This is a genomic window from Opitutus sp. GAS368, assembly GCF_900104925.1.
Classification (GTDB): domain Bacteria; phylum Verrucomicrobiota; class Verrucomicrobiia; order Opitutales; family Opitutaceae; genus Lacunisphaera.
In genome coordinates, this window is sequence record NZ_LT629735.1 from 1,840,254 (window position 1) to 1,867,229 (window position 26,976).

A 26,976-nucleotide genomic window follows, 5' to 3' on the forward strand; every position below is an offset into this window, starting at 1 on the left:
TTGCCCTCAACGGCTCGGGCGCTTGCCCCCAAGCGCCCCTACCGAAGATTCAACTCTGCGCACTCTGCGATCTTTGGGTTATAAAATCCGAGCTACGGCACGGTCTGCAGTTCTTCCTCGGACCAGGGCGCCTCGCGGTCGCCGACCGCCTTGCGGACCTCGGCGATGGTGGCGGGCGAGACCGGCGGCGCATTATGGCCCCACGACTGGCGGACGTAGGTGAGGGCGCCGGCGATGGTCTCGTCATCCAGGGCGCGCAGCGGCGGCATGGCCAGGCCCTCCTTTTCCTTCCCGTTGAGCACGATCCGGGCGAGCTGGCGTTCGTTGCCGAGCACGTATTTCGAGTAGAGCAGCTGCGGGGCGAGGCCGGCCATGCCCTCGCCACCGGCCTGGTGGCACGCGGCGCAGATGGTGGCAAACGTGATGCGGCCCTTGTCGAAGAGAACCTTCTGTTCCGGCGTGAGCCGCGCGGCGATGTCGGCGGACTCCTTCTCCAGGCCGGGCTTGCCGGGCCATTTCAGAAAACCGGCAAGGCGGGCGGCCTGCTTGCCCTCCGGCGTGTTGCCCTGCACCGACAGCAACAGCAGCGCGCGCGGCTCGACCGGCAGGTTGCCGGCCACGAGCTTGCCCTCGGGGGTCTTCGGCAGGAAGCGCTCGAGGCCATCGAGCACGGCGGCGCGGCCCCAGTCGGGGAAACCGGTCTTTGGATCGAGGCCGGCCAGCAGCCCGGTGATGTGGGCGGTGTCGCCGGACTTGAACACCGCACCGGCGGCGAGCTTGAGGACGGGCGCGGCGCCGTCACCCTTGGGGTCGGCCAGGACCCGCGTGATGAAATCAAATTCGCGGCCGGCCAGGCCACTGACGATGGCGTCGGCGATGTAGGGCTGGCGGCCGGCGCGTTCCGCGATCCCGACCAGGGCCGCGAGAGCTTCCGGGGACTTGGCTTCGCCGAGGGAGAGCGCCAGCTGCAGCGTCACGTTGGGCGCGAAGGCGTCCACGTCCGCCACGCGGCGGTAAAGGTCGTCGTCGCCCTTCGCGAGCAAGGGCTCGGACAGGCGGATGGCGGCGGCCACGACGCGGGCATCCGTGCTGCCGAGGCCGGCGAGGATGGTGTCGCGGTCGAGCTGACCGCTGCCGTCGAGGGTCCAGAGCGCGTGGAGGCGGGCCAGCGGCGGGCCCGAGCGGACCATCTCACGCAGCAAAGGCGCGGCGGCGGGATCGCGACGCTCGACGAGCAGGCGCTGCGCGGTGTCGCGCCACCAGCTGTTGGCGGCCCGAAGGTGGGTGACGAGCTGCGCGGAGGACTCAGTGGCGAGGTTGAACTTCACCTTCGAGCGGACCGCGGTCTCGGGCATGATGCGGTAGATGCGGCCCATGCCGATGCCGTCGGCGAGGCCGCGCTCCTCGACCTGCTTGCGCAGGAAGGTGGTCATATAGATGCGGTGCTGGATGATGCCGCGATACATGTCCACGATGTAGAGGGCGCCGTCGGGGCCGTTGGCAGTGTTGACGGGGCGGAAACGTTCGTCAGTGGAGGTGATGAATTCGGATCCCTCGTAGGCGTTGCGGGCGGTGATGGTGCCGTCCGCCTCGGTGAGGATCATCCGCTTCACCAGGTTGCCGGCCGGCTCGACGAAGAAGGCGTTGTTGTAGAATTCCGCCGGGAAAAGTCCGCTGCGATAGACAAGGGGACCGCAGGCGGCGGTGACGGCGGTGATCTTGCCCTCGGCGTTGAGCGACTTGTAGCCGCGGTTGACGCCGGGGGTGACGCGGCCGGGCCAGATCGGAAGATCGGCGGGCGCAAGCTGGACGTTGCCGCCGGCGGCGTTGGTGAGGAAAGGATTGCGGCGCAGGTAGGCGGTCGGCACGAGATCGGCGCGCAGCGGGTCGCTGTTGCTGTTGTGGAAGATGCGGCCGGTGTCATCCTGCGAGAGGCCCCACTGGCCGCGCGCGAGCGTGGACTCGCTGGCGAATTTCCCGTTGCCCAGATAGCGGAAGCGCTGGGTGTGGTTGGCGTTGTAGATCCAGTTGTCGAGCCCCCACATCAGGCCGTTGGCGGTGTGCTCGGGGTTGCTGGTGCCGCCGTAGTCGGAAAAGACCTCGGTCTTCTCGTCGGCCACGCCGTCGCCGTTGGTGTCGCGGCAGAACCACAGGTGCGGGGGCTCGGCCACGAGCACGCCGTCGCCGACCAGCGCGACGGCGCGCGGCAGCACGAGTTTGTCGAGGAAGACCGTGCGTTTGTTGTAGCGCCCGTCGCCGTCAGTATCCTCAAGGACGGAAATGGTGCCGACTTTCTCCATTTCGCCCTTGCCGTCGGCGTTGCGCATGAAGCCGCGCATCTCGACGACCCAGATGCGGCCGTCGGGCCCGAAGGTCATCGCGACCGGGTCGCCGACCAGCGGATCTGCCGCCGCGATCTCGACGCGGAAACCCGGGGCGACCTTCAGGGTCTTGAGCGCCTCTTCGGCGACCAGGACGGGCGCGGGTGGCGTCTTGATGTGCCCGGGCACGGCCTGCTGGGCCTCGCCAGGTTTGTCGCCGTGCTGGGCGAGCAGCGGGGCGGTGGTCAGGAGCAGGGCGAGCGGCAGCAAGCGGTGGAACAGCATGGGGCGGGAGGGGAGGTTGAAAGCGGAAAGGTGCGGGCCGGCTCAGTCAAACCACTCGTCGTGCGGATCGAAGGCGGGGACGGGAATGTTGACGAACTTGATCCGGCCGATGATGCGGTGGCGGCAGCCGGGCTTGATCAGGACGGTGCTCATCGGCTTCACGGGGTGCAGCAGGCCGTCGAGCTCCATGTGACCCGTGCCCTCGAGGATGAGGTAAATCTCGGTGAGCTTCTTGTGGTAGTGCGTCTGCGTGTCGACCCTGGCGTCCACGAGATGGATGGTGGCCACGGGGTTGTCGGGCGTGACGAAAGCGCGGCGCGACTGGCCGCACGGACAGGGCACCGGCGAAATCTCGTCGAGGTGGGCGATGGCGTAGTTCGGGCTCATGACCGAAAAAGACTAAGGCATCGCGGCGGCGGCTGCCAGCCCGGTGTTTGTCCGGGTCGGGGCCCGGCAAATCACTCGTCGGGCAAGGGCTGGTCCTTGGTCTCGGGCAGGAAGGGCAGGACGGCGATGCCGACGAGCAGCACGAGGCTGACCCACATGCCGGCAGTGCGGAAGCCCTCGATGTCGCCGCCGAGGCGCTTGGTGATCTGGCTCATGGTGAAGGGCGCGGTCGCCGCGATGATGCGGCCGACGTTGTAGCAGAAGCTCGTGCCGGTGCTGCGCAGGCTGGTGGGGAAAAGCTCCGGCAGGTAGACGGCGTAGACGCCGAAGACCGAGAGCTGGCCGAAGCCCATGATCGGGAGCATCCAGTAAAGATCACCGAGCGACCGCATGTAACGGAAGACCAGCAGCGTGGAAATGAACGAGAGAAACAGCGCGAGCCCGAAGGCGATGCGCCGGCCCTTCACCTGCGCGAACTTGGCCAGCGAGAGCATGCCGACAAAGCCGCCGAGGTTCTGGAGCAGCAGGCCGGCGGAGCGCCAGAAGGCTTTCTTGTCCGCGATGGCGGCCGCGTCCAGGCCCTGCCCGGCGAAGGCTTTCTCCACGATGTCGCCGACGATCTTCGGATGAAAATTGCCAATGCCCCAGAGCCCGATGATGCCGGCGCTGCAGGCGACGAGGCCGAGCCAGGCGTGCTTGCGCCACTTCGGGTGGCCGAGCAGCGCGCCGTAGGAACCGAACTTGATGCCGGCTTTTTCGCCCGCGGCCTTGGCGTCGACCCACCTCGGCGGCTCCTTCAGCCGGCGCATGACAAACACGCAGAGGAATGCCGGCAGCGCGCCGACGAGGAACAGCACCTGCCAGTGGGCCAGGCCGAAGGGCAGCAGGTGCCGCGCGGCCAGCACGCCGAGGCCCATGCCCGCGAGGCCCGCGAGCAGGTTGCCCCAGGTGGAGATGGATTGCAGCAGGCCGAGCGCCGGGGCCCGCGCGCGGTCCGGCACCGAGTCGGCCACGAGTGCGACGGCCAGGCCAAACACGCCGCCGATGCCGAGGCCGGTGATGAAGCGGTAGGCGCAGAAATCAGCCATGCCGGTCGAGAACGAGCTCAGGCCCGTGCTCACCGAATAAAGCACGATGGTCCACGTGAGCACCTTCGCCCGGCCGTAGCGGTCGCCCAGCGCGCCGAAGATCAGGCCGCCGATCGCCCAGCCGACCAGGAATACCGAGGTGGTGTAGGGGCCGTATTCCGTCGCGAGCGTCTGGTCCGGGATCAGCGCTTCCATGGCGCCGTCGCGCGCCAGGTTGAAGATCTGCTGGTCGAGGCAGTCGAAGAGCCACGCCAGCGAGGCGACGGTGAAGACGAACCAGTGCTCGCGGGTGAAGGTGCGCCACCAGGGCGCGGGGGAATTCATGGAGTGAACGGGCATTCTTCGGGGCGCCTGCGAGGCTCCAAGCTCCAACATCCAAATCCCAAAGAGCATTCAGGATCAAAGGCTGGGAATTGAAGATTCTCTGGAGCTTGGAGGTTGGAGCTTGGGGTTTCCGCCGATGGGTGCGAGGCGGGTCGTGGTAGACTCGCTAACGAAAGGGCCTGTCGTTCAGGCGAGGGTCACGGGTCTGCCGGTACCGGCGGATTGGTAGATCGCATTGACGAACGCGACGGCCTTGCGGCCCTCGCGGCCGTCGAGGGCGGGGGCGCGGCCGGCGTGGAGCGCATCGACCAGGTCCTGCAGCTGGCGGCGGTGGCCCTCGGTGTTGATGGCCTTGGGGTCGCTGGCGCCCGAGCCGAGGGCGTTGGCCGCGCCGCCGGTGCGGATGGCGTCGTCCTCCGGGCGGGCCTCGCGGAATTCCCATTTGGCAAGACGGTCGTCCTCGAGCGAGATGGAGCCGTGCTCGCCGCAGAGCTCGATGCGCCGCGACCAACCCGGCCAGAGCGCGGTGCTGGCCTCGAAGGCGCCGAGCGCGCCGCCGGGGAACTTCAGCGTGGCGGCCGCGGTGTCCTCGGCCTCGATGCCGGTGTGGACGCGCCGCGTCGACCAGGCGAACACCTCGGCCGGCAGGCCGGCGAACCACTGGAGCAAATCGAGGCCGTGGATGGCCTGGTTGATGACCGCGCCGCCGCCATCGAGCGCGAGCGAACCGCGGTAGCCGGTGTAATACTGCGCAGTGCGGTGCCACTTCACGTAGGCGCTGGCCAGCACCATCCGGCCGAGGCGGCCGGCGTCGAGCGCGGCTTTCATGGTGCGGGCACCGTCACCAAAGCGGCCCTGGAAGATCGGAGCGACGCGCACGCCGGCTTGGTCCGCAGCGGCGAGGATCTGGTCAGCGCGCGCCGTCGTGACCTCGATGGGTTTCTCAATGACGACATGCTTGCCGGCGCGGATGGCGGCCAGGGCCGGCTCGAGGTGAGCGCCGCTGGGCGTGGTGATGCAGACGATGTGGAGGTCCGGCCGGGCCAGCAGCGCCGCCAGGTCGGCCGTGGCGAGCACGCCGTGCTGGTCGGCCACTTTCCGGGCGTTTTCGAGCGAGCGGCTGGCGACGCCGACGAGCCGGGCCCCGGTCAGTTGCGAAATGGCCTGCGCATGAAAACCCGCAATCGTGCCGGCGCCGACGAGACCAAAGCCAAGGGGGGCGGAGGACATGCGGTCTTATTTATAGTAGGGTCCCAGTTCATTAATCAAGGCGGCGCGCAGTTCGGCGAAGTCCAGCGGTCCGTTATGGCGGTAAATGATTTTCCCGCCCGGGGCGATGACCACGGTGTGCGGCAGCGGTCCGGGCCACTGCGGATCGAGCGCGGCGGCCAACGCACCGGTGCTGGCTCCGGTGTAGAGAAAATTGACGGCGTCCCGGCCCTCGGCCTTCAGCAGGCGCTTGAGCCGGCCCGGCGGGGCGGCGTGCTGCCGCTCGAGGAATTTCTTCGCCCCCGCCTGCTGCTTCGGATCATCCAGGCTGAGCGTGACCAGTTCGAAATCGCGGTTGCCGAGCTGGCGGGCGAGCGCAACCAGGCCGGGGAACTCCGCGACACACGGCGTGCACCAGGTGGCCCAGACATTGATCAGGCGGAGGCGGTTGGAGTCGTTTTTCGCCAGCGCCGCCACCCCCGCGGCGTCGAGCAGCGCGAGATCGACGGGCTCCTGCTGCCAGCGCGCGTCAGCCTGGGCGTTTTCCGCCTTGTTGGACTTCCACTTGGTGGAGCAGCCGACCACGAGGGTTTTTTCGACAGGCACCGGTTTGTCCGCCAGCAGCGCGACGACGGCGTTGCGCGCGTCGAAGGAAGTGACCGTGGCCGGATTGGCGAAGCGCGAGTCGTCAACGCGACCGACGTAGCGGAGCCGGCGCGCCCGGTCGAAGAGAAAGACGTGCGGGGTGGCGAGGCAGCCGTAGTTTTTCGCCGTCTGCTGCGTGTCGCCGTCGTAAAGGTAAGGGAAGGGGAAACCCTGCTCCTTGGCGTAGAGAATCATCTCGGGGTAGCTGTCGTTGTATTTGCTGTAGCCGAGCTCGGTGATGGCGACGCCCTGGGGGCTGTTGGGATTGATGGCGACGACGGCGAGGCCCCGGCCTTGGAATTCACGGGCGAGCGGCAGCAGGCGGGTCTCGGCGGCGTGCGAGTAGGGGCAGTGGTTCGACAGGAACACGACCATCAGGACGGGGGCGGCCTTGAAATCGGCCAGGGAGTAGGTTTGGCCGTCCACACCCTTGAGAGAGAAATCCAGCGCGGCGTCGCCGATGGCGAGTTGGCGGGCATCCGCCGGCAGCTCGCTCGCGAGATCCACGCGGCCGGAGGCGTCGCGCTTTTTCTTGGCCTGGGCAAATGCGGCGGGCGTGCCCGCGAGCAGGACGGCCGTGCCGAGCAAGGCGGCCAGCGGGAGGGGAAAACGACGGGGTGGACGGATCATCGGGGCAGGGGTTGGCCGCACGGAAAGCGCGGATAGGCGGCATGGTGGGTAATACCCTACAATAGCACGACGGCAAAAGATTGGGACAGGCGGTGGATTTTCCGGCCACGGACCCTCCCGAAAACGCGCAAAGGGTTGCGTTCGCGGCCGGTCAGGCCTTTTTAGCGGGATGCCCCAGAAGTCCGATGGGATGAACTATGCCCCGCAGGGCAAGCCCCGCCCAGTGGTGAAACCCGGGGAATTCTTTTTCGCCGCGGCGTTCCTAGAACACGGGCACATCTACGGCCAGTGCAACGGCCTGATCGAGGCCGGCGCCGTGCTCAAGTGGGTCTACGACGCTGACCCGAAGAAGGTCGCGGCCTTCTTGGAGAAATACCCCGGGACCCAGGTCGCGCGGTCCTACGACGAGATCCTCGCCGACCCGGCGGTGAAGCTCGTGGCCGCGGCCGCGATCCCGAACGAGCGCGGTGCCATCGGCTGCCGCACCATGCAGGCCGGCAAGGACTATTTCACGGACAAGACGCCCTTCACCACGCTCGACCAGCTGGACAATGCCCGCGGCGTCGCGGCGGCCACCGGCCGCAAATACATGGTCTACTACAGCGAGCGGCTGCACGTGGAGTGCGCCATGCACGCCGGCGATCTCGTCCACGGCGGCGCCATCGGCAAGGTTGTCCAGGTGCTCGGCCTCGGGCCGCACCGCATCGGCCCCAAAGCCAACCGCCCGGCGTGGTTCTACAACCGCGCCCAGTTCGGCGGCATTCTCTGCGACATCGGCAGCCACCAGATCGAGCAGTTCCTGTATTTCACCGGCTCGACGGACGCGACGGTGAGCAGCGCCGCCGTCGGCAACTTCGCCAACGCGGACACGCCCGAGTTCGAAGACTTCGGCGAGGCCTCGCTGCTCGGCAACAGCGGCGCGAGCCACTACTTCCGCGTGGACTGGTTCACGCCGCCGGGCCTCAGCACCTGGGGCGACGGCCGGCTCGTGATCCTCGGCACCAAGGGTTACATCGAGCTCCGCAAATACGTGGACGTCGCCCGCGACAAGGCCGGCGACAACCTCTACCTCGTCGACGACAAGGGCGAACAGCACATCAACGTGGCCGGGAAGGTCGGCTTCCGGTTCTTCGGCGAGTTCGTCCTCGACTGCCTGAACCGCACCGAGACCGCCATGTCGCAGGCCCACGCGTTCAAGGCCGCCGAGCTCTGCCTCAAGGCGCAGGCCGTGGCGCGCCGGATCACACCCTGACCGCCATGCAACGGGTCCGCCTCGGTCTCATCGGATACGGCAACATGGGGGCCGGCCATGCGGCGCAGGTGGTCAACGGCAAGATCCCGCGGCTTACGCTGACCGCCGTGGCGGAGAGTTCGCCGACGCGCCAGCCCAGCCTGTCTGGCGTGAAAGTCTTCGCCGAGCCGGCCGCGCTGCTGAAGTCCGGGCTGGTCGACGCCGTGTTGATCGCGACGCCGCACCCGACGCACGCCTCGCTCGCGCTCGCGGCGCTGAAGGCCGGCCTGCACGTGCTGCTGGAAAAACCCTTTGCGGTGCACAAGGCCGAGGCGCTGCAGGTCGTGGCGGCGGCGAAGCGCCGGCCGAAGCAGGTGTTCGGCGCCGTCTTCAACCAGCGCACCGACCCGTATTTCCGGAAAATCCGCGACCTGATCCGCGGCGGCAGTTTCGGCGCGGTGCAGCGCATCAACTGGACGATCACGAACTGGTTCCGGCCCGAGGCCTACTACCAGTCGGGCGGCTGGCGCGCCACCTGGGCCGGCGAGGGCGGCGGCCTGCTGCTCAACCAGTGCGTGCACAACCTGGACCTGCTGCAATGGCTGGCCGGCATGCCGGTGCGCGTGCGGGCCCATTGCCACTTCGGCCGCTACCACGACATCGAGGTCGAGGACGACGTCAGCGCCTACCTCGAATACGCCGACGGGGCGCATGCCACGTTCACCGCCTCGACCGGCGAGGCGCCCGGCATCAACCGCCTGGAGATCGCGGCCGACGGCGGCCGGATCGTCTATGAGCACGACGTGCTGCAGCTGGTGCGCAACGCGACCCCCGCTTCCGTCTTCAGCCGCACCTCGCGCGAGCTGTTCCTCGCGCCGGGCACGACCGAGGAAAAACTCCTCGGCCTGGGCCACGGCGGGCAGCACAGCGAGATCCTGACGAACTTCACCGCGGCGATCCTCGACGGCGTGCCGCTCATCGCCCCGGCGGTCGAGGGCATCCACTCGCTCGAGCTGGCCAACGCCATGCTGCTGTCCGCGTGGACGGAGAAGACGGTCGACCTGCCCCTCGACGCCGCCCTCTACGAAAAGTGGCTGAAACGGAAGATCGCGGGATCCAAGGTCCGGAAAAAATAATCCAGAGGGCTTCCGGCTGATATCAACTATTGGTTGACGTCAGCTCCCGGGACGCGAAACGCAAGCGGCCGGGTCGAGGGTGGGCACAGGAAGGGGTTGCCCATTTCACGCTTGGATGCGGGGGCGTCCGGCTCTAGTTAGTCGGCCTGTTCACCCCATGAAATTCCCCTCCTGGCTGCGGGTTGGAACCTGGACCCTGGTCGTCGTGCTCGGCGTGGCGGCCATCGCCGTGCTGGCGCTGGCGCGCGGCGAGCCGGTCAGCGCGTTGTGGATGGTGATCGCGGCGGTCTGCGTGTTCGCGGTGGCCTACCGCTTTCACTCCGCGTGGCTCATGGCGAAGGTGCTCACGCTCGACGAGCTGCGCGCGCCGCCGGCGGCGGTGCACGGGGACGGGAAGGATTTCGTGCCGACCAACAAGTGGGTCGTCTTCGGGCACCATTTCGCGGCCATCGCCGGGCCGGGGCCGCTGGTCGGGCCGGTGCTGGCGGCGCAATTCGGGTTTCTGCCGGGCATGCTTTGGATCCTGGTCGGCGCGACGCTGGGTGGCGCGGTGCACGACAGTGTCATCATGTTCTGCTCGGTGCGCCGGCGCGGGAAATCGCTCGGCCAGATGGTGCGCGACGAGGTCGGGCCGTTCGCCGGGCTCGTCGCGATGGTGAGCATCGTCGCCATCATGACCATCCTGCTCGCGGTGCTCGCGCTGGTCGTGGTCAACGCGCTGGCGGAGAGCCCGTGGGGCCTGTTCACCATCGCGGCCACCGTGCCCATCGCGGTGGCCATGGGCCTGATGATGCGCGGCGGCCACGGTTCGTCGCGCCTGGGCTGGATCAGCGCGTTCGGCGTCGTCGCCCTGCTCGCCGCGGTGTGGGGCGGCCGGTATCTGCCGGGCACGGCGCTGGAATCGTGGCTCACGCTGTCGCGCCCCGCGCTGTCGTGGTGGCTCATGGGCTACGGCGTGGTGGCGGCGGTCCTGCCGGTCTGGCTGCTGCTCGCGCCCCGCGACTACCTGAGCACCTTCATGAAGATCGGCACGGTGGCGCTGCTCGGCCTGGCCATCGTCTGGCTCGCGCCGGTGCTCAAAATGCCGGCGCTGACCCAGTTCATCCACGGCAACGGCCCGATCCTGCCGGGCCCGGTGTTCCCGTTCTGCTTCATCACCATCGCCTGCGCGGCCGTCTCGGGCTTCCACTCGCTCATCGCGTCGGGCACGACGCCCAAGCTGATCGCAAACGAGAACCACATCCGGGTGGTCGGCTACGGCGCGATGATCACGGAGATGTGCGTCGGCATCATGGCGCTCATCGCCGCGTGCGCGATGCAGCCCGGCGAATATTTCGCCGTCAATCTCACGGGCCCGGCCGCGGCGGTCACGGCGAACGTCACCGCGCTCGGGTTCCCCGTGACGGAGACGCAGATGGCCGATCTGGCCGCGAGCGTGGGGGAGAAGACCATGATCGGCCGCGCCGGCGGTGCGCCGACGTTCGCGCTCGGCATGGCGCAGATGTTCGCCGGCGTGCTCGGCGGGCGGGCGGCCACGGCGCTCTGGTATCACTTCGCGATCATGTTCGAGGCGTTGTTCATCCTCACAGCGATCGACGCCGGCACGCGGGTGGGGCGCTTCCTGATGCAGGACCTGTTGAGCTATGTCTGGAAACCGCTCGGCCACACGACGTCGGCCGCGGGCAATTTCGCCGCCACGCTGCTCTTCGTCTCAGGCTGGGGCTGGTTCCTCTACCAGGGGGTGATCGATCCGCTCGGGGGCATCCGTTCGCTCTGGCCGATCTTCGGCGTGGCCAACCAGCTGCTCGCGGTCATCGCGCTGGCGCTCGGCACCACCGTGCTGATCAAGATGGGGCGCGCGCGCCATGCCTGGGTTACGCTCGTGCCGCTGGCGTGGCTGCTGGTCGTGACGCTGACCGCGGGGCTGATGCTCATCTTCAGCGCGAATCCCCGGCTCGGTTTCCTCGCGCAAGCCGCGAGCCTCGCGCAGAAACTGCCGGGGGCGGTCCCGGCGGAGTCCGCGGCCCTGGCGCGGCAGATTTTCAACGCCCAGGTCAACGCAGCGATCACCGCGGTGTTCCTCGCCTGCGTCGTGCTGGTTGTGCTCGCGTGCGCCCGGGTGTGGTGGCAGCTGCTCGCCGGCCGGCGCACCGCCGACCTGCACGAGGAGCCCTACGTACCCTTGGTGGGTGTCCCTTCGGCCAAGTAGATTCTGTAGCGGCGGTCTATGACCGCCGACGCTGACCATGCCGCGTTCATCGGCGGTCATAGACCGCCGCTACAGGGTTGCCGCGCAGACGGAAAACCGCACGCTGCCGGGCATGTCTCCCTTCGTCCTTGCCGCCTTCGCCGCGGCCGTGCGCTGACCGCCGATGCGCATCGCGGTCATCGCCGACACGCACGACCGGTATCCCCCGGACCTGCCGGCGCGACTCGCGGCCGCCGACGAGATCTGGCACCTCGGTGACGTGTGCGAGCCGGAGACGCTCGCGGAATTTGAGGCGCTGGGGAAACCGCTGTTCGCGGTGCTCGGCAACAACGAATGGCACAACCTCTGGCCGCTGGAACGGCGCCTCGAACGGGCCGGGGTGAAGTGTCACCTCGTGCACATCCCGCCGCCCCGCGCACCGGCGGGCGTGCATCTGCTGCTGCACGGCCACACGCACGTGCCGCGGGACGAGACCGATGCCCGCGGCGTGCGCTGGCTGAATCCAGGCTGCATCACGCGGCCAAACCGCGGGGCCCGGGCGAGCTTCGGCTGGCTGATCCTGAAGAAAGGCACGCCGCCGGACTGGCGGCTGGAGCTGCTGTGAGCCGCGGTCAGTTGACCGCGGTGACCGAGGCGGGCGCCTTCTTCCAGGCGAACCGGCCGAACATGACCTCGTCCGGGGGTGCGATGCCGGCGATGACGCCGAAGGAGGTGACGACGCAGGCGACGCTGCCCTGGCGACCGGCGCGGGCCTGCTCCTGCAAGCGGGGCTTGGTGGCCTTGCCGTCCTTGCCGATGGTGCCGACCGAAACCTGGCCGTCGGGCGTGATGATGACCAGCTGGCTGCCCGGCTTCCGGTCGGTGGAGTAGACGCCGGCCACGGTCTTGAAAATCGTGTCCCGCTCGTCGGAGGCCGTGACGATGGCAACCCCGGGCGGCAGGTCGCTCAGGTGGCGTTGCGGCAGGCCGAAGCGCAGGCCGACGGCCACCAGCACGAGGGCGGCGGCGAAGAGGCCGACGGCCTCGATCACGGTGCGCACGGCGCCGTGGCGCGACGGGGCCGCGGCGGTCGAGGCGGTGCGCTGGGGCGCACCGGCGCCGACCTGGAACGGCGGGAGCTCGGTCAGGGCGGCCGGATCATCGGCGGTCCAGAAATCGTCGAAGAGCGACATGCTCTTGTGCATGCGCAGGCGGCCCTGGTGGACCCCGATGCGCCAGCCCTTGTCGCCGCGCTGGACGATGATGCCGGGCTCGGCCTTGGTGCTCGAGAGGTCGAGGACGAGGAGTTTGCCGGCCAGCCGGACGATTTCCTCGACCGGGTGCGTGCCATGCTCGATCTTGTCGCTGGCGCTGCCGACGCCGCCGGCGTCGGGCTTGAGCTGGACCAGGGTGATGCGGTAGGTGACGCTCATTTCTCGATGATGAACACCAGCGAATTGGTCGAACCGAGCTGGAGGTTGCCCGTGGTGAGGTTGCCGTCGTCCATCTGCTTGTCGATCGCCTCGAGCTGGTCGAGGTCGTCCAGGATCGGATTGCCGGGCGCCGCCTGGATGATGATGGCGGCCTTGGCGGGGATGCCGTCGGCAGGGGTGTCAAAATTCCACTTGTAGACGCCGCCGATAGGGGTCCGCTGGCTGAAATTGCCGGGCAGCTGGCCGGCCACCTGGGGCGGGACGACCTGCGGGTCGCCATCATCGGGGTAGCGGCCGTTCTGGATGCTGTAGGCGATGAAGACCGTCGAAAAGGTGCGCAGGTCATTGACGACGCTGGCCGCCTTGGAACGGAGCGTGATCAGCCGGTAGGCGGGCAGGGAAGCGGCCGCGAGCAGGCCGATGATCACGACGACCACCATGATTTCCACCAAGGTGAAAGCCCTAGACCGACGGAGAACCAAAGGGGGGATGTGCGGACCTTGCGACATTCAGTTGATTAACAGGCCGGCAGGCTACCGGTATTTATCACGGGTGCAAGCATTCAGGCTGAAACAGCTTGCACGGGCGGGTTCTTTCAAGAGATTTTCGATGCCGACCCGCAAAAAAAAGCCGCCGGACCGATGGAACAAGGGCGCAATTGCCGGCTGGCCTCGGGTCCCGGGCCCGTTTAGCCCTGTGCCACGTGAGCGGCGACCAGCAGGAATTTTTCGAAACGAGGACCCCGGCCCAGCCCGACCTGGTGTTTGTCCGGAGCCTGCGCGCCCGGCATTACCGGCTGACACTGCGCCGCGACGGGGTGGCGGTGGCCACGGTGCCCGCCCGGGGCTCGGAGCGGGAGGCCAGGGTTTTTGTCGAGCAACACCGCGACTGGCTCGAGCGGGCGCGCGCGCGCCACGCGCTCAAGCCGCGGGGGGCGGAGGTCTGGACCCTCGGCACCCACGTGCTGTGGCGCGGGGAAATGACCGAGATCCGCCGGGCGACGGCACCGTTGCCGGCTGCCGCCGGCCCGGTGTTTGTCCCGGAAACTCCGCGCTCCGCGGGATTTCCGGGCAAACCGACCGTGTGCCTCGCCGCGGATATTTTCCGCGTGGCGTCGTTCGAAGGCGACCTGCGGCCGACGCTGGAGGCGCACTTCGCGCGCCGGGCCAAGATCGAGCTCCCCGCGCGCACCTGGGAGCTGGCGGCCGAGACCGGGGCCGACGTAAAACACGTGACCGTGCGCAACCAGCGTTCGCGCTGGGGCTCGTGCTCGGCGGGCGGCACCATCTCCCTCAACTGGCGGCTCGTGCAGACCCCCGACACCGTGCGCGACTACATCCTTTACCACGAGCTGATGCACCTGCGGGAGATGAACCACTCCGACCGCTTCTGGGCGCGGGTCGAGGCGGTCTGCCCGTGGTGGCGCGACGCCGAGCGGTGGCTCAAGCGCAACGGCAGCCTGCTCGGACTGTAGCGCCGGCCGCCACTGGCAAACAAGGCGAGAAACCGTCCGGGTTTCCCGCCCGATCAATGTCAACTAATAGTATACTTAAGCTGGCGGTCGTTTTCGGCTCAAGCCCGAGGTTTAAGTATACTATTGGTTGACATTGATCGGGCGGTTTGCGGCCGGACGACAGGACCGGGCGCTACCGGATTTCCAGCAGCTCCACCTCGAAGACGAGCGTGGCCTTGGGCGGGATCGGACTCTTGCCCGCCGTGCCGTAGGCGAGCCACCAGGGAATGATGAGCGTGCGCTTCTCGCCCGGCTTCATGGCGGCCACGGCTTCGTCCCAGCCCTTGATGACGCTGCCCGTGCCGACACGGAAGACATAGGGGGTGCCGCGGTCGCGCGAGCTGTCGAATTTCATCCCGTCGAGCAGGTAGCCGTCGTAATGCACGACGACCTCGCTGCCGGTGGCCGGGGTCGGCCCGGTCCCGGGGTGGCGCTCGATGTAGCGCAACCCGGAGGGATTCAGGTGCGCGTTGCCGTAGCGCTCGCGCAGGATCGCGGCGTCGGCCTCGCTCAGCTGGGGATTTTCCATGATCTGCCGCATGTATTTGTTGGCGGGCTCGCCGGGGTTGGCGCGCCGGAAGATGCCGGTGCGGGCCTGGAACGCGATGAACGCGAGCACGAGGCCGAGGATGAGCAGGATGCCGAACTGGCGCATGGGATTATTTTTTCGCAAGCAGTTCCAGGGCGGAGGCGGTGAGCGCGGTGACGCCGGTCTTGATCGTGGGCTCCGGCAGCGGGGCGAACTTGCTCGAGTGCAGCGAGGGGAGCGGTTCACCGGTGCGCAGGCTCTCCGCGTATTTGGCCGGGTCGACGGCCCCGACGCGGAACATGCTGATCGGCACTTTATCGACGGTGCGGGCAAACTGGCTGAAGTCCTCGCCGCCCATCTCGGCGTCGATGGTCTTCACGTTGTCCGCTCCGAGCCACTGCACCAAAGCCCCGCGGATCCGGCGGGTCAGGACCGGGTCGTTGTAGGTCGCGGGCGTAAATTCATCCTCCTTCGTGATAACAATCGGCATGAGGTCGTCGGGCACGCCGGCCGCGATGGCCTCGCCGCGGCAGATGCGCTTGATGGCGGCGAGGGTGTGCTGGCGGACGTTGTCCGAATAGGAGCGGCAGGTGAGCTGCAGTTTCACTTCGTTGGGGATGATGTTGTGCTTGGTGCCGCCGTGGATGGAGCCGACGGTGACGACGGCCGGTTCCACCGGGCGCGTCTCGCGGCTGACAATGGTCTGCAACGCCACCACGATGCGGGCGGCGAGCACGACGGGGTCGATGGTGGTGTGCGGATAGGCGCCGTGGCCGCCACGGCCGCGCACGGTGATGTCGACCGAGTCGACGTTGGCCCAGCCGAAGCCCTCGATGGTGCCGACGGTGCCCGCGGGCAGGGTCGCGCTGTCATGGACGGCGATGGCGAAGTCCGGCACGGGGAATTTCCGATACAGGCCGGCGGCAAGCAGGTTGCGGGCGCCGGCGCCGACCTCCTCGGCGGGCTGGCCGACAAAAAGCACCGTGCCGGACCATTTGTCCTTCATGGCGGCGAGCATCCGGGCGGTGCCGGTGAAGATGGTCATGTGGATGTCATGGCCGCAGGCCTGCATGACCGGCACGTCCTGGCCGGCGAGATTGGTGACCCGGTCCTTGCTCGCGTAGGGCAGGCCGGTTTCCTCAAGCACCGGGAGGCCGTCGAGGTCGGTGCGGATGAGCAGGGTTGGGCCGGGCCCGTTTTTGAGCAGGCCGACCACGCCGGTACCGCCGAATTTCTCGGTGACCTCGTAGCCGGCCGCGCGCAGCTCGGTCGCCACCTTGGCCGCGGTCTTCTCCTCCATCAGCGAAAGCTCGGGGTGGAGGTGCAGGTCGGTGTAGAGGGCTTCGAGTTTCGGGTAGTCGGCGGCGACCTTGTTGCTGACGAAATCGCGGATGCCGTCCCCCTTTGCCAAGGCTACCGGGGACAGGTCCGCGGCCTGGGCCCAGAGGACGGAGGACAGAAAACAGGGGGCAAAAAAGGAGATGCGGGATTTCATTTGGGTTCGAGTTTGAGGATGAGGCCGTCGAGGATGGCATCGGTCTGGAGTTTCAAATGTTGGGCGGGTGGCGGTTGCTGATCGGCCGGGGCGGCCTGCTGCTGCCGGGCGAAAGCGGCGTCACCCTCGGCCACGGCGGCATCGATGAAGGCGGTCTTGATCACATGCAGCGGGCCCTCCGGCGCCAGATCGGCGGCGGTGGCGTGGTGACCGAGGAAAGTATCGGCTGCCGCGTCGCTGAGCCACACGCGCCAGTCCTTCTCGTCGGCGAAATAGGCGGCGAGCGCGCCGTGTTTGTCCACGCCGAGTTTCCGGGCCAGCGCGTGCATGTAGGCGCCGGGCACGGCATCCTCGGCGGCGGCGGGCGACTTGGCGAAAAGGCGGCCCACGACGCGCACGCCGGTGGCGCGCTCGAAGTTGGCCAGCTTGAAGTTGAAATTCTTGGCGCGCGGCGGCACGTCCGGCTGGGATTCCATCGGGTGCGGCAGCAATTGCGAGGGGTCGTCGAAATGCGCCGCGAGGCCGGGCTCGGCGGCGCCGGCATAGGGCGCGACCTTGGCGGCGAGGGCCTTGAAGGTTTCCGGATCGGCCTTGAAGGCCTTGGCCTCGGCGCCGAGGCGGAGGATCTTGATCGTAAAGGCGTCGTTGGGCTGGATCAACGGCAGCACCTCGAGGCCCTGGATGGTGCGGCCGAAGACGGTGTGCAGGTAATTGAGGCGGGTGCAGTCGCCGAGGGTGACGAAAAACTCGCAGCCGTTGGTGTCGGGGCCGGCGTTGGCCATGGAGAGCGTGCCGATCTCACGATTATGCAGGCCGGGCACGAACTCGTCGTTGAAGGTGTAGGGCACGGGGGTGTCGCCGGTGTCCTTGAGGCCGGGGTTGCCGCTTTGGATGACGAAGCCCGGCACGACGCGATACCAGGTCAGGCCGGTGAAGAACGGTTTCCCGTCGCGCGGGGCAAGGGTGCCCTCGGCGAGGCCGACGAAGCTGGCGACGGTGAGCGGCACCTGGCGGTAATGCAGCTCGGTGACAAAAACCCCGCGCGGCGTGGTGAACTCGGCGTAGAGGCCGTCGGCCAGTTTTTCCGTGGCGAGGGCGGAGGCGAACCCCAGCGCGGCCAGCAAAACCATCGGCTTGAATGAACGCATGGCGCGAACATAGCGCCGCTCGCCGGCCACGCCAGCCCGTTTGCGAAAGGTGGAGCGCGGCCTTCGGACGCGCTTTCGGGATGTGCGCTGGGAAAAACGCGTCCAGAGGCCGCGTCCCACCTATACAATCACAGGAAGGAGCAGATGTATTCGCACAGGCCGCTCTTCACCTCGATGGTGAAGCCGCTCTTGCCCGGGACGTCGAAAAAGGTGCCGGTGGGGTAGTCCTTGGCGGCGGTCGAGCCGTCGAGGGTGACGCGGCAGGCGCCGGCCACGATCTCCATCCGCTCGGGCGCGCCGGTGCCGAAATGATAGTTGCCGGGGTAGATGAGCCCGAGGGTTTTCTTGGCGCCGTCGGGCATCAACACGGTATGGCTGACGACCCGGCCGTCGAAGTAGACATTGGCCTTGGTGTGGACGGTAACGCCGGCGAACTGGGCGGGCAGGGACATGGGCAGACTTTGGCGGCGCGGCCCGGGTCGAGTCAATCCACCGGGGCAAACATGACAGGAATTTAAGGGCTTTCCCCCGGGCCGGCGGCAATACATCGTGAATCCCGGGCCGCCCGTTGGTTTTCCATCCCAAGCCGGGAGACAACCGTTATTTATCCATGAAGGCGTCCCCATGAACCCATCCACCTGCCAGAGTTGCGGCAAGCCGATCAAGAAAGCGGTCGATCGCGGCACAAACTTGAACGGCAGCCTGTCGCTCAAATACTGCGCGCAGTGCTACTCGATGGGCGAATTCACGCCGCCGGACATCACCGCGGCCCAGATGCAGGAGCGCGTCGTGGGCAAGATGCGCGAGATGGGCTTGCCGGGTTTCCTCGCGAAGTTCTTGGCCCGGAATGTCCCCAAGCTCGAGCGCTGGACCCGCCCGCCGGGGCCGCGGAGCTGACGCGAAGGCAGGCGGGCGGGAAAATCGTCCACCGCGGCGTGGCCCACGACGAATGGCGCGATTCCACGGCGAACCCTGCAATCGCGTCGGTGGCGCGGCACGGCGCGACGGGCGGGTGCTTGCTTTTGTCGGGAACGGCGGCTTAACCCTGCACCATGCCTGAAACCCGCCGGCTCAACTGGCGCGTCGTCCTCGGTCTGTGGACCGCGCTGGGCTTCTTGCTGATCCTGCAATCGTATGTCACGACGGCGGCGGACGGCCGTGCCTTCACCTTGACCGAGCACGCCTACACCTGGGTGGCGCAAATGTATCGGGCCTGGCTCTGGGCGCTGCTGACCCCACTCATCTTTCGGTTGCGGCGCGACCTCAACCGCCGCCACCAGAGCGTCGCCGTCATCGGTGCGCTGCACTTCCTCGGGGCGCTGACCGTCCTGGCGGTGGGCAACGTGGTGCGCATCTGGGCGATCGAAATCAGCTTTGGCTACTGGAAGCTGGAATACCTCTCGCTCAAGTCGGTCTACAGCCAGCTCAGCGTCTACACCCTGATCGACTTTTACATCTACTGGGCGGTGCTGCTCGTGGCGTATGTGACGGACGTCAACTGGCAGAAGCGCCAGGTAGAGTTGCGCGAGGAGCGGCTGCGCACCCAGCTGGCCCAGGCCGAGCTGGCCGCGCTCAAACAGCAGGTGCAGCCGCATTTCCTCTTCAACTCGCTCAACGCCGTCGCCGCGCTCATGCGCGAGGGCGAGTCGGCCAAGGCCGTCGAGGCGCTCGCGCTCCTCTCCACGCTGCTCCGCCAGCTGATGAACCACGCCGGCCGGCCCGAGATCGAGCTCTGGCGGGAGTTCGACTACGCCCAGTGCTACCTTTCGGTCGAGCAGGTGCGTTTCGAGGACAAGCTCGTGCCGCACTTCGACGCCGACGAGGAGTGCCTCAACGCCCTCGTGCCCACGCTGATCCTCCAGCCGCTGGTGGAGAACGCCGTGAAGCACGGCATCGCCCAGCGCCGCACGCCGGGGCGCGTCTCCGTCACCGCCCGGCGCGCCGGCGGCCGGCTGCGCCTGCAGGTGGCCAACGACCCGGCCGAGGGCGGCCACCACGTTCGCGAGGGGGAGAGCCACGGCATCGGCCTGAGCGCCACCCGCACCCGGCTGGAGCGCACGTTCGGCCCCCACCACCGGCTGGACTGCGCGATCAACGGACCCGACGGCACCGTCATCACCCTCGAGCTGCCGTGGCACCCGGCGCCCGCAGCCTGACCCCTTTTCCTATGGACCGCATCAAGACCCTCATCATTGACGACGAAAAGCCCGCGCGTCGCGCCCTGCGCGGCCTGCTGGAAAAGGACCACGCCCTCGAAGTCGTGGGCGAGGCCGCCGACGGCGAGCAGGCGCTCGAGCTCATCCGCCGGCTGCGCCCGCAGCTCATCTTCCTGGACGTGCAGATGCCGATGCTCACCGGCCTCGAGATGATCGAGCAGCTGCCCCCGGCCGGCCGGCCGGAGATCATCTTTGTCACGGCCTACGACAACCACGCCCTCACCGCCTTCAACCTGCACGCCGTGGACTACCTGGTGAAGCCGTTCACCGACACGCGTTTCGCGGCGGCGGTCGAGCGCGCCAAGCAGCGGTTGCACGATGGACACCTCAGCTCCGCGGAGCAGACGCTGCGCGCGCTGCTGGCGCACTTCCAGTCGGCCGGCGGGGTCGCCGCGCCGCCGGCCAACGAGCACGCCCGCCTGGTGGTGAAGGCCGACGGCCAGCTGCACTTCCTCAACCAGCGCGACATCCGCTGGGTGGAGGGGCAGGGGGACTTCGTGAAGATCCACCTCAAGGATCGTGGCCGGCTGCTCGTGCGCATGACGATGAACAAGATCGACGAGGCGCTCGACCCGGGGCAGTTCGTCCGCATTCACAAGTCCACCATCGTCAACCTGTCCGGCGTGCGCCGGGTGGTGCCGATGATGGCGCGCAGTCGCGGCATGGAACTTGACGACGGCACCAAGCTGACCATCGGCCCGAGCTACCGCGCCGTGCTGGACCGTTTGAAGTGAGTCACGGCGGAAAACGCGGCGTTTGCCTTGCCCGCGGTCGCGGTCGCCGATGCCGGATTGAACCCCGGCCGCGTCCCGGCAGGCTCCCCTTGCGCCCATGAACCACCCGACGGCCGCGACCGCCCAAACAGCACCCCCGGCTTGGCGGGCCATCGTGGCCGGCGGTCTCATCTGCGGCGTGCTCGACATCAACGGAGCCTTCCTCACCGCGTGGTTCAACGCCGGTCTGACGCCGGGGCGCGTGCTGCAGGTCGTCGCCAGCGGGTTGTTCGGGGCCGCCGCCCTCGCGGGCGGGTGGGGCGTCAAGGCGTTCGGCCTGGGCCTGCACTTCGGCGTGGCCTTCTCGTGGACGGTCGTCTTCTACCGGCTCAGCCGGCGCCTGCGGTTTCTCCGCGACCAGGCGGTGCTTAGCGGGTTGCTTTTCGGCGCGTTGGTCTACCTGGCCATGAACCTGGCCGTGCTGCCGCTGCTCGCGCAGTTCCGCGGCCTGTATATCCCCGACACGAAACCCTTCGTCCCGCGGCTGGCGTGGGGCCAGTTCTGCATCCATCTGACGTGCGTCGGGCTGGCGATCTCACTCGCGGTGCGGCGGTGGTCGCGCTGACGGCATTGCCCAAGGTGGTGCCCGGTCTCTGGCCGGGCTGATGGACCGGGACTGGCGCGGGTCCAAACCGGTCCGGCGGTCCGGTTCCACCGCGGAACCCGGCAGAGCACGGTCGTGGCGGAAATTGACGCGTTGGTCTTGAGCCGCGGCGCGGAGGTCGACGTCGCGTTGTGTCGGCGGGCGGGGCTGCGACAACCCACGCGACACACATGAACACACCAAACAACTCCTGCTGGCGGCGGGACGGGTCGCGCCTTTTGGCACCGGCCGTCCTGGCGCTGTTCGCGGCTTCCGCCGCTTGGGCCCAGTCCACTCCTAGCGCCGGCACCGGCGACACGGTGAAGCTCGAAAAATTCACCGTCACGGGCTCCTTCATTCCCCAGACCTCGGCCGAGCCGATCGCCCCGGTGGCGATCTTCACCGAAGCCGACATCCGCGCCAGCGGCGCGATGACCCCGATCGAGGCCCTGCGCAGCCTGCCGTCCTTTGTCAGCAGCGGCGCCAACTCGAACGAGAACGACTCCAACGGCGGCAGCGGCGCCGCGTTCGTCAGCCTCCGCGGCCAGGGCGCCGCGCAGACCCTCGTGCTGCTGGACGGCCGGCCGGCGGGCAGCCAGGCCAACATCAACATGCTCCCGATCGAGGCCATCGCGCGGATCGAGGTGCTGCGCGACGGTGCGGGCATCATCTACGGTTCCGCCGCCATCGGCGGCGCCGTGAACGTCATCCTGAAGAAGCACTATTCCGGCCTGACGGTGGACATCGGCGGCGAGGCCGCGACGCGCAAGCCCGGCACGGCCGACCGGCTGACGGCGTCCTTCATCACCGGTGTGTCCAATGACAAGACCTCGATCGTCGTGACGGGCAGCTTCTACAACAAGCGCACGCTCTACGCCGGCGACCGGCCGAACTCCGCCAACGCCGACAACCGCCGCTTTGGCGGCACCAACGGCGGCTCGCCGACCTTTGCCGGTAACGTCACTTCCGCGGCCTTGGGCACCGTCGTGTTGAAGCCCGGCTTCAGCATGACGGCGACGCCCACCTCGTCGGCCGATTACGTGACGATGGACCAGAACACGTTCAGCTCGAACCAGCTGTTCAATTTCCGCCAGTATTCGCCCTCGGCCCCCGGCCAGAAGCGCAACTCGCTCTACTTCGACATCAACCACCAGATCGCGGGCAAGGCGTTGGAGTTCTTCGGCGACTTCTTCTACTCGCAACTGCGCTCGCTCAACGGCCTGGCCCCGGCGCCCTTCGCGCTTGATTCCGAGCCCGCCGGCGGCGGCGTGTCCGTCGGCAGCCTCAGCCACTGGGGCCCTTACAACCAGCTGCTGGGGGCCTTCGCGCTCGGCGACGACAATGGCGATCTCATCCGCTACCGCTCGGTCGAGCTCAACAACCGCACGAACGAGCAGGTCTTCAACGACTTCAAATACATCGTCGGCCTGCGCGGCGAGATCGGCAGCACCGGCTGGAGCTGGGAGGCCGCCTACACCGTCGACAACCAGCAGTTCCGCCAGCTGGACGCCGGCGTGCCCTCCCTGCCGGTGCTCGACCAGCAGGTGCAGCTGGGCAATTTCAATCCGTTCGCCCTGGCCTTTTCCACGGGCAGCGCGACCATCGGCGGCGTCACCTACAACTGGGACAACGCGAAGGCGCTCAAGGCGGCCGAGACCCATGCGCGGCAGCTGACCGATTCGGTCGGCACGACCTGGAACGCGAAGGTCACCGGCACGGTGGCCGAACTTCCGGCCGGCCCGCTCGGCCTGGCCGCCGGTTATGAATACACCAAGGGTAGCAGCACCTTCGACGCCGATTCGCTTTATGCCTCCGGCTCGGTGCTCGGCCTGAATGCCTTCGCGACGCACGACTACACCGAGAATCTGGGCCGTTCCGTCTTCGCCGAAATCAAGGTTCCGTTGCTTTCGAAGAAGAACAACCTGCCCTTCGTCAACGATCTCTCGGTCGGCGCGCTTGCCCGCCGGGAAAATCAGACGGTCCGCGGCACCAATTCCGCCACCGGGTTGTTTGACTCCCGCACCTTCACCAAGACCAACCCGAGCGTAAATCTCCAGTTCTCGCCGCACGAGGACTACAAGATCCGCGGCAGCTGGAGCAAGGGCTTCCTGGCCCCGACCGCCGCCACCGTCTTTGCCCCGACGGCCACGAGCAATCCGACGATCGCCGATCCGCTCGGCTTTCCGACGCTCGCGCAGCAGACCATCGTCATCCGCGGCAACTCCGCGCTCCAACCCGCCGAATCCAAGGCCTGGTCGGTCGGGCTGGTTGCCCAGCCGAAGAACCTGCTGAAGAACTTCAGCCTCACGGTGGACTATTACGCGATCGATGTGTCCGGCATCATCGCCAACAATGCCAACGCCATCCTCGCGGCCAACGCCGCCGGCCAGGGCCCGGGCTTCATCCCCGGCAACGCGGCGACGATCAACCCGAACGCGCCGTTTGCCTCGCAGATCCGCCGGCGGGCCGACGGCCGGTTGAACAATGCCGGCAGCTTCGTGGCCGCATTTCCCGGGGTGACCGCGAAGGGAGCGGTGCTCTCCGACTTCCTGAACATCGCCTCGCGCGAAGTTTCCGGTCTGGAATACACCGCCACTTACGTCTGGAACACCGCCGACATGGGCCGCTTCACGTTCGTGGCGCAGGCGAACCAGTTCCTGAAGTTCGACCAGCAGAACGCCCCCGGCCTGCCAAAGGTCAGCTATCTCGGCAAGTTCGTGAGCACGGTGGGCAACCCGATCTCCCCCGGCAGCATTCCGAAGTGGAAGAGCAACACCAGCGTCCGCTGGGCCTGGAAGGACCTCACGGCCATGCTGACGTTCAACCACATCGCCTCCTACCAGGACGACCCGCTCTTCGTGCTGTCGCCCAAGATGCTCGCCTTCTACCAGGCCGGCACCCCGAAGTCCGATCCGGCGTTCGCGGCCTACCTGGCGGACAGCACGCAGCTCAAGGTCGGCGGTTTCCGGATGATATCCGCGTTCGACACGTTCGACGCCCAGGTCAGCTACAAATTCGCCAACCTGAGCCACTACCTGCAGGGTCTGACGCTCACCGTGGGAGCGAACAACATCCTGGATAAGCTGGCCCCGTATGCGGCCGGCGCGTTCAACGACAGCTACGACACCCGCACGGCCAACAACTACGGCCGCATCGTCTACGCCAGCCTCCGCAAGGAGTTCTGAGCGGATCGGTTTGAGTTCATCCCCCGCGGGCCGGCCTTCGGGCCGGCCCGCTTTCTTTGGCACGATTGTAGGAGCCGGCTTGCAGGCGATTCGGCGCGTGATCGGTGAAGCGGATGTTCCAGATCGCCTGCAAGCAGGCTCCTACAAGAGGCGGGCGCAAGGAAGCCGGGCCTTGCGGCCCGGCTTCCTTATTCTGACCTAACACCCCTGGCGCCCGGGGATCCGGGCGGCCGTCCCAAGCGGACGGCAATTGTGCGGTGAAGGCGGCTCAGTGCGTGAGCAGGCCGGAGAATCCGAGCGTGTAGCTCAGGTAGATGCCGCGCGGGTCGCCGATGTTCTTGCTCACCTTCAGGTAATCCTTGTCGAAGACGTTGTTCACGTTGAGGCGCAGCGTGTGGTCGGCGTGCGCGCCTTGCTTCCACCGGTAGGTGAGGCCCACGTTCCAGAGCGTGAAGGCCGGGACAGTCAGCTTCCACTGGTTGGTGCTGCGGGTCACGGTGGGCACGCCGGCGATGATCGCGACGGTGTCGCCGGCATCCGGCGCCTCGGTGTTGGTTTCCGACACGTAGGTCACGCCGACGTTGGCCGAGAAGCCCTTCAACATGCCCTCGGAGCCGCTGAACTTGAGGTAGACGCCGCCGTTCTCCGGCGAGATGTTCTGCACCTTGCGGCCGACGGCCTCCGGCCGGGCCGAGCCGAAATTCGTGTAGATGGCCTGCACATGGCCGTAGCTTAAACCGGTGGACCAGGCGCGGTCGATGGTCCAGTTGACGTCGGCTTCCCAGCCGGTGTCCTTCTGGTCGCCATCCGGCTGGGTGACGGTCACGAAGTTGCCCGAGCCGACGGGGCTCTCGATCGAGTCGGTCACGCGCACGTTGAAGCGGCGGATGTTGTAGGCGCCGAGGGTGTAATTCAGACGGTCGTCCAAGAGGGAGCCCTTGATGCCGTAGTCCCAGCCCTTGGCGGTCTCGGGCTTGTAGAGCGGGTTGGCGATGTCGATGGGATTGTCCGTCTGGTTGATGAAGTAGCTTTCGCTGTAGTTGGCGTAGACGCGGAAGTTTTCCTTCACCTTGTAGAGCGCGCCGATGTTGGGCTTCGACTGGGTGACGGAGCGGTTCACGATGTTGGGCGTGGCGAGGGTCGGCACGACGCCGTTGATCGTGGTCAGGTAGTCCCGCTCCCGGAACTTCACGTTGTCATAGCGCAGCCCGAAATAAGTCAGCAGCGTGTCCTTGAGCCAGTGGGACTCCTGGCGGAACTGGCCGCCATAGACGGTGGCCCGGCGCCGGGTGTAACGGGTGAGGGCGCCCTGGCCGCCGTCGGCCAGGCTCGAGGAGAAATAGGTGAGCGGGGCGGTGGGCGTGTAATCGGGATTGAGGGCAACCACGCGGCCCGAGCCGGCCGCACCCCAGGCCGCCAGGGCGGCGGTGGCGCCGCTGTTGCGCGTGGGATCGTAGCGATAGTAGTCGTTGGCGTCGATGGTCACGAGGGTCTTGTTGGCGACCGCGCCGTCGAACAGGTTGTAGCGGGCCACGGTGTCCAGCTGGACGCCGCCGCCGTTTTCGAAGATCAGGCCGCGGTTGGGCGTGGCGCCGCGCGTCGAGGTGAGGTTGTTGGCCGCCGTGAGGCTGTTGATGGTGATGGCGCCGAACCCCGTGTTCTGGTTGTAGTCCCAGCGCCGGGCCTGGAAGACCTGGCCGCCGAGGCGGATACTGAACACGTCGGTCAGCTTCTTGTCGTAGGCGAGGAAGCCGGTCTGGGAGCTGCGGTTGAGTTCACTGTTCGGGCCGAAGGCGTTGTATTTGGCGAGATTCTTGGCGTAGCCGATCACCTCGAAGACCGTGTTGACCGCGGAGTTCTTCTGGTCGGTGATGATCGGCGCGGAGGTCTGCGGGGCGTTGCGGTATTGCATGAAATACTCCGCGGAGACCAGCAGGTGGCCGCCGTTGTCGAAGTCATGCTTCACGGCGAGGAAACCCTGGTTCTCGCGGATGTGGAACCAGGGCTGGTCGGCGCCGCGGTTGAACTGGCTGGCGATGACGATGTAGTAGGTCCGGGGCGAGCCGACGGTGCCCGTCGCCTCGAACGTGCCCTGGCTGGTGTCAAAGCTGCCGTAGCGCAGGGTGAACTTCTGGGAATCCTTCGGGTTCGGCGCCTTCGAGATCATGTTGACCATGCCGCCAGGCGAGGTGCGGCCGTAGATGCCGGCGTTCGGGCCCTTGATGATCTCGATGCGGTCGACGTTCGTCTCGCCGTAGCGGCCGAGCCGGTAGAAGCCGTCGCGCAGCTGGGAGGTGGAACTGAAGCCGCGGAGATTGAAGCCGCCGCCGATGTCGAGGCCGGTGAGGCCGCCGACCTGGGTCAGCGTGTCGTCCAGCTGGAACATGCCGAAATCCTCGAAGAACTCGCTGGTGAGGACGTTCACGGTGTAGGGCAGATCCTTGATCTGGGTGGCCACGCGCGTGCCGGTCATGGTTTCCGCGGCGATGTAGCCGCGGTTCTCCTGGGATTTGACCTCAAAGGGGGAAAGTTCGACGACCTCTTCCTTCTTAGGCGGGGGGGTGGTCTGGGCGAGCGCAGTGACGGCGCTCAGCGCCAGACACCACGCGAACAAACCGGCGGGCCGGCGGTTCAATGCGGTCATAGTGGGGGGTGGA

General features: G+C 67.4%; 22 protein-coding genes. 10 read left to right on the forward strand and 12 right to left on the reverse strand.

Going from position 1 to position 26,976, the window contains the following annotated elements:
* Positions 1-92: 92 nt before the first annotated feature.
* The 5 genes from BLU29_RS07895 to BLU29_RS07915 all read right to left on the reverse strand — a co-directional run bounded on the left by BLU29_RS07895 (position 93) and on the right by BLU29_RS07915 (position 6,889).
* Entirely contained in the window at positions 93-2,606 is a 2,514-nt protein-coding gene (locus tag BLU29_RS07895; protein ID WP_091056483.1) for a PVC-type heme-binding CxxCH protein, read from the reverse strand.
* Between the two features lie 42 nt (positions 2,607-2,648).
* Entirely contained in the window at positions 2,649-2,993 is a 345-nt protein-coding gene (locus tag BLU29_RS07900) for a cupin domain-containing protein (RefSeq protein ID WP_091056485.1), read from the reverse strand.
* 71 nt (positions 2,994-3,064) lie between these two features.
* Positions 3,065-4,405: an MFS transporter gene (locus BLU29_RS07905; RefSeq protein ID WP_197677784.1), complete on the reverse strand. Its 1,341-nt coding sequence runs from the start codon at positions 4,403-4,405 to the stop codon at positions 3,065-3,067.
* A gap of 186 nt (positions 4,406-4,591) precedes the next feature.
* Positions 4,592-5,635 (reverse strand): Gfo/Idh/MocA family oxidoreductase, encoded by a 1,044-nt coding sequence (locus BLU29_RS07910; protein WP_091056488.1) that lies wholly within the window; start codon positions 5,633-5,635, stop codon positions 4,592-4,594.
* A 6-nt stretch (positions 5,636-5,641) separates the two neighbouring features.
* Positions 5,642-6,889, reverse strand: coding sequence for a redoxin domain-containing protein (locus tag BLU29_RS07915; RefSeq protein ID WP_091056490.1), 1,248 nt, complete (start codon positions 6,887-6,889; stop codon positions 5,642-5,644).
* A 169-nt stretch (positions 6,890-7,058) separates the two neighbouring features.
* On the opposite strand from BLU29_RS07915, the gene BLU29_RS07920 reads away from it, so the two are divergent.
* The 4 genes from BLU29_RS07920 (at position 7,059) to BLU29_RS07935 (ending at position 12,069) form a co-directional block, all read left to right on the forward strand.
* Positions 7,059-8,141: a Gfo/Idh/MocA family oxidoreductase gene (locus BLU29_RS07920; protein WP_091056491.1), complete on the forward strand. Its 1,083-nt coding sequence runs from the start codon at positions 7,059-7,061 to the stop codon at positions 8,139-8,141.
* 5 nt (positions 8,142-8,146) lie between these two features.
* Complete coding sequence (locus BLU29_RS07925) at positions 8,147-9,256, forward strand: Gfo/Idh/MocA family oxidoreductase (protein WP_091056493.1); 1,110 nt, start codon at positions 8,147-8,149, stop codon at positions 9,254-9,256.
* A 157-nt stretch (positions 9,257-9,413) separates the two neighbouring features.
* On the forward strand, positions 9,414-11,465 hold the full coding sequence (locus tag BLU29_RS07930) for a carbon starvation CstA family protein (protein WP_091056494.1): 2,052 nt from the start codon (positions 9,414-9,416) through the stop codon (positions 11,463-11,465).
* Positions 11,466-11,628: 163 nt separating this feature from the next.
* A complete protein-coding gene (locus BLU29_RS07935) occupies positions 11,629-12,069 on the forward strand; it encodes a metallophosphoesterase family protein (RefSeq protein ID WP_091056496.1) in 441 nt (146 codons plus the stop codon).
* A gap of 7 nt (positions 12,070-12,076) precedes the next feature.
* Here BLU29_RS07935 and BLU29_RS07940 read toward each other — a convergent pair whose 3' ends face one another.
* Both BLU29_RS07940 and BLU29_RS07945 read right to left on the reverse strand, forming a co-directional pair.
* The gene (locus tag BLU29_RS07940) at positions 12,077-12,877 is read right to left on the reverse strand and encodes a hypothetical protein (protein ID WP_091056497.1); all 801 of its coding nucleotides are present in this window, start codon (positions 12,875-12,877) and stop codon (positions 12,077-12,079) included.
* Positions 12,874-13,326: a hypothetical protein gene (locus BLU29_RS07945; RefSeq protein ID WP_343125159.1), complete on the reverse strand. Its 453-nt coding sequence runs from the start codon at positions 13,324-13,326 to the stop codon at positions 12,874-12,876. Before BLU29_RS07945 ends, BLU29_RS07940 begins: the two co-directional genes overlap by 4 nt.
* Before the next feature lie 254 nt (positions 13,327-13,580).
* On the opposite strand from BLU29_RS07945, the gene BLU29_RS07950 reads away from it, so the two are divergent.
* Positions 13,581-14,351, forward strand: coding sequence for a SprT family zinc-dependent metalloprotease (locus BLU29_RS07950; RefSeq protein ID WP_231962334.1), 771 nt, complete (start codon positions 13,581-13,583; stop codon positions 14,349-14,351).
* Positions 14,352-14,523: 172 nt separating this feature from the next.
* Here BLU29_RS07950 and BLU29_RS18515 read toward each other — a convergent pair whose 3' ends face one another.
* From BLU29_RS18515 to BLU29_RS07970, 4 genes are all read right to left on the reverse strand, one after another.
* Entirely contained in the window at positions 14,524-15,045 is a 522-nt protein-coding gene (locus BLU29_RS18515; protein WP_091056502.1) for an FKBP-type peptidyl-prolyl cis-trans isomerase, read from the reverse strand.
* Positions 15,046-15,049: 4 nt separating this feature from the next.
* Positions 15,050-16,414 (reverse strand): amidohydrolase, encoded by a 1,365-nt coding sequence (locus BLU29_RS07960; protein ID WP_091056503.1) that lies wholly within the window; start codon positions 16,412-16,414, stop codon positions 15,050-15,052.
* Positions 16,411-17,562, reverse strand: a complete 1,152-nt coding sequence (locus tag BLU29_RS07965; protein ID WP_157693710.1) for a peptidylprolyl isomerase — start codon at positions 17,560-17,562, stop codon at positions 16,411-16,413. The genes BLU29_RS07960 and BLU29_RS07965 overlap by 4 nt, the downstream gene beginning before the upstream one ends.
* A 128-nt stretch (positions 17,563-17,690) precedes the next feature.
* Positions 17,691-18,014, reverse strand: coding sequence for a pyrimidine/purine nucleoside phosphorylase (locus BLU29_RS07970; protein WP_091056507.1), 324 nt, complete (start codon positions 18,012-18,014; stop codon positions 17,691-17,693).
* 172 nt (positions 18,015-18,186) lie between these two features.
* Here BLU29_RS07970 and BLU29_RS07975 point away from each other — a divergent pair, with 172 nt between their 5' ends.
* The 5 genes from BLU29_RS07975 (at position 18,187) to BLU29_RS07995 (ending at position 24,319) form a co-directional block, all read left to right on the forward strand.
* Entirely contained in the window at positions 18,187-18,459 is a 273-nt protein-coding gene (locus BLU29_RS07975; protein WP_091056508.1) for a zinc ribbon domain-containing protein, read from the forward strand.
* A 155-nt stretch (positions 18,460-18,614) separates the two neighbouring features.
* Positions 18,615-19,718, forward strand: a complete 1,104-nt coding sequence (locus BLU29_RS07980) for a histidine kinase (RefSeq protein WP_091056510.1) — start codon at positions 18,615-18,617, stop codon at positions 19,716-19,718.
* Between the two features lie 11 nt (positions 19,719-19,729).
* Entirely contained in the window at positions 19,730-20,512 is a 783-nt protein-coding gene (locus BLU29_RS07985) for a LytTR family DNA-binding domain-containing protein (protein ID WP_091056512.1), read from the forward strand.
* A gap of 97 nt (positions 20,513-20,609) precedes the next feature.
* Complete coding sequence (locus tag BLU29_RS07990) at positions 20,610-21,116, forward strand: hypothetical protein (protein ID WP_091056513.1); 507 nt, start codon at positions 20,610-20,612, stop codon at positions 21,114-21,116.
* 209 nt (positions 21,117-21,325) lie between these two features.
* Entirely contained in the window at positions 21,326-24,319 is a 2,994-nt protein-coding gene (locus BLU29_RS07995) for a TonB-dependent receptor (protein WP_091056515.1), read from the forward strand.
* A 268-nt stretch (positions 24,320-24,587) separates the two neighbouring features.
* On the opposite strand, the gene BLU29_RS08000 is transcribed toward BLU29_RS07995, so the two are convergent.
* A complete protein-coding gene (locus tag BLU29_RS08000; RefSeq protein ID WP_091056516.1) occupies positions 24,588-26,963 on the reverse strand; it encodes a TonB-dependent receptor in 2,376 nt (791 codons plus the stop codon).
* Between the last annotated feature and the right edge of the window lie 13 nt (positions 26,964-26,976).

Coding starts and splice junctions, on each gene's coding strand:
- BLU29_RS07900 (WP_091056485.1), bottom strand. CDS start 2,993: ATGAGCCCGAACTACGCCATCGCCCACCTCGACGAGATTTCGCCGGTG.
- BLU29_RS07985 (WP_091056512.1), top strand. CDS start 19,730: ATGGACCGCATCAAGACCCTCATCATTGACGACGAAAAGCCCGCGCGT.
- BLU29_RS07990 (WP_091056513.1), top strand. CDS start 20,610: ATGAACCACCCGACGGCCGCGACCGCCCAAACAGCACCCCCGGCTTGG.
- BLU29_RS07935 (WP_091056496.1), top strand. CDS start 11,629: ATGCGCATCGCGGTCATCGCCGACACGCACGACCGGTATCCCCCGGAC.
- BLU29_RS07915 (WP_091056490.1), bottom strand. CDS start 6,889: ATGATCCGTCCACCCCGTCGTTTTCCCCTCCCGCTGGCCGCCTTGCTC.
- BLU29_RS07970 (WP_091056507.1), bottom strand. CDS start 18,014: ATGTCCCTGCCCGCCCAGTTCGCCGGCGTTACCGTCCACACCAAGGCC.
- BLU29_RS07925 (WP_091056493.1), top strand. CDS start 8,147: ATGCAACGGGTCCGCCTCGGTCTCATCGGATACGGCAACATGGGGGCC.
- BLU29_RS07895 (WP_091056483.1), bottom strand. CDS start 2,606: ATGCTGTTCCACCGCTTGCTGCCGCTCGCCCTGCTCCTGACCACCGCC.
- BLU29_RS07905 (WP_197677784.1), bottom strand. CDS start 4,405: ATGAATTCCCCCGCGCCCTGGTGGCGCACCTTCACCCGCGAGCACTGG.
- BLU29_RS07960 (WP_091056503.1), bottom strand. CDS start 16,414: ATGAAATCCCGCATCTCCTTTTTTGCCCCCTGTTTTCTGTCCTCCGTC.
- BLU29_RS07980 (WP_091056510.1), top strand. CDS start 18,615: ATGCCTGAAACCCGCCGGCTCAACTGGCGCGTCGTCCTCGGTCTGTGG.
- BLU29_RS07940 (WP_091056497.1), bottom strand. CDS start 12,877: ATGAGCGTCACCTACCGCATCACCCTGGTCCAGCTCAAGCCCGACGCC.
- BLU29_RS18515 (WP_091056502.1), bottom strand. CDS start 15,045: ATGCGCCAGTTCGGCATCCTGCTCATCCTCGGCCTCGTGCTCGCGTTC.
- BLU29_RS07930 (WP_091056494.1), top strand. CDS start 9,414: ATGAAATTCCCCTCCTGGCTGCGGGTTGGAACCTGGACCCTGGTCGTC.
- BLU29_RS07975 (WP_091056508.1), top strand. CDS start 18,187: ATGAACCCATCCACCTGCCAGAGTTGCGGCAAGCCGATCAAGAAAGCG.
- BLU29_RS07965 (WP_157693710.1), bottom strand. CDS start 17,562: ATGCGTTCATTCAAGCCGATGGTTTTGCTGGCCGCGCTGGGGTTCGCC.
- BLU29_RS07910 (WP_091056488.1), bottom strand. CDS start 5,635: ATGTCCTCCGCCCCCCTTGGCTTTGGTCTCGTCGGCGCCGGCACGATT.
- BLU29_RS07920 (WP_091056491.1), top strand. CDS start 7,059: ATGCCCCAGAAGTCCGATGGGATGAACTATGCCCCGCAGGGCAAGCCC.
- BLU29_RS07995 (WP_091056515.1), top strand. CDS start 21,326: ATGAACACACCAAACAACTCCTGCTGGCGGCGGGACGGGTCGCGCCTT.
- BLU29_RS08000 (WP_091056516.1), bottom strand. CDS start 26,963: ATGACCGCATTGAACCGCCGGCCCGCCGGTTTGTTCGCGTGGTGTCTG.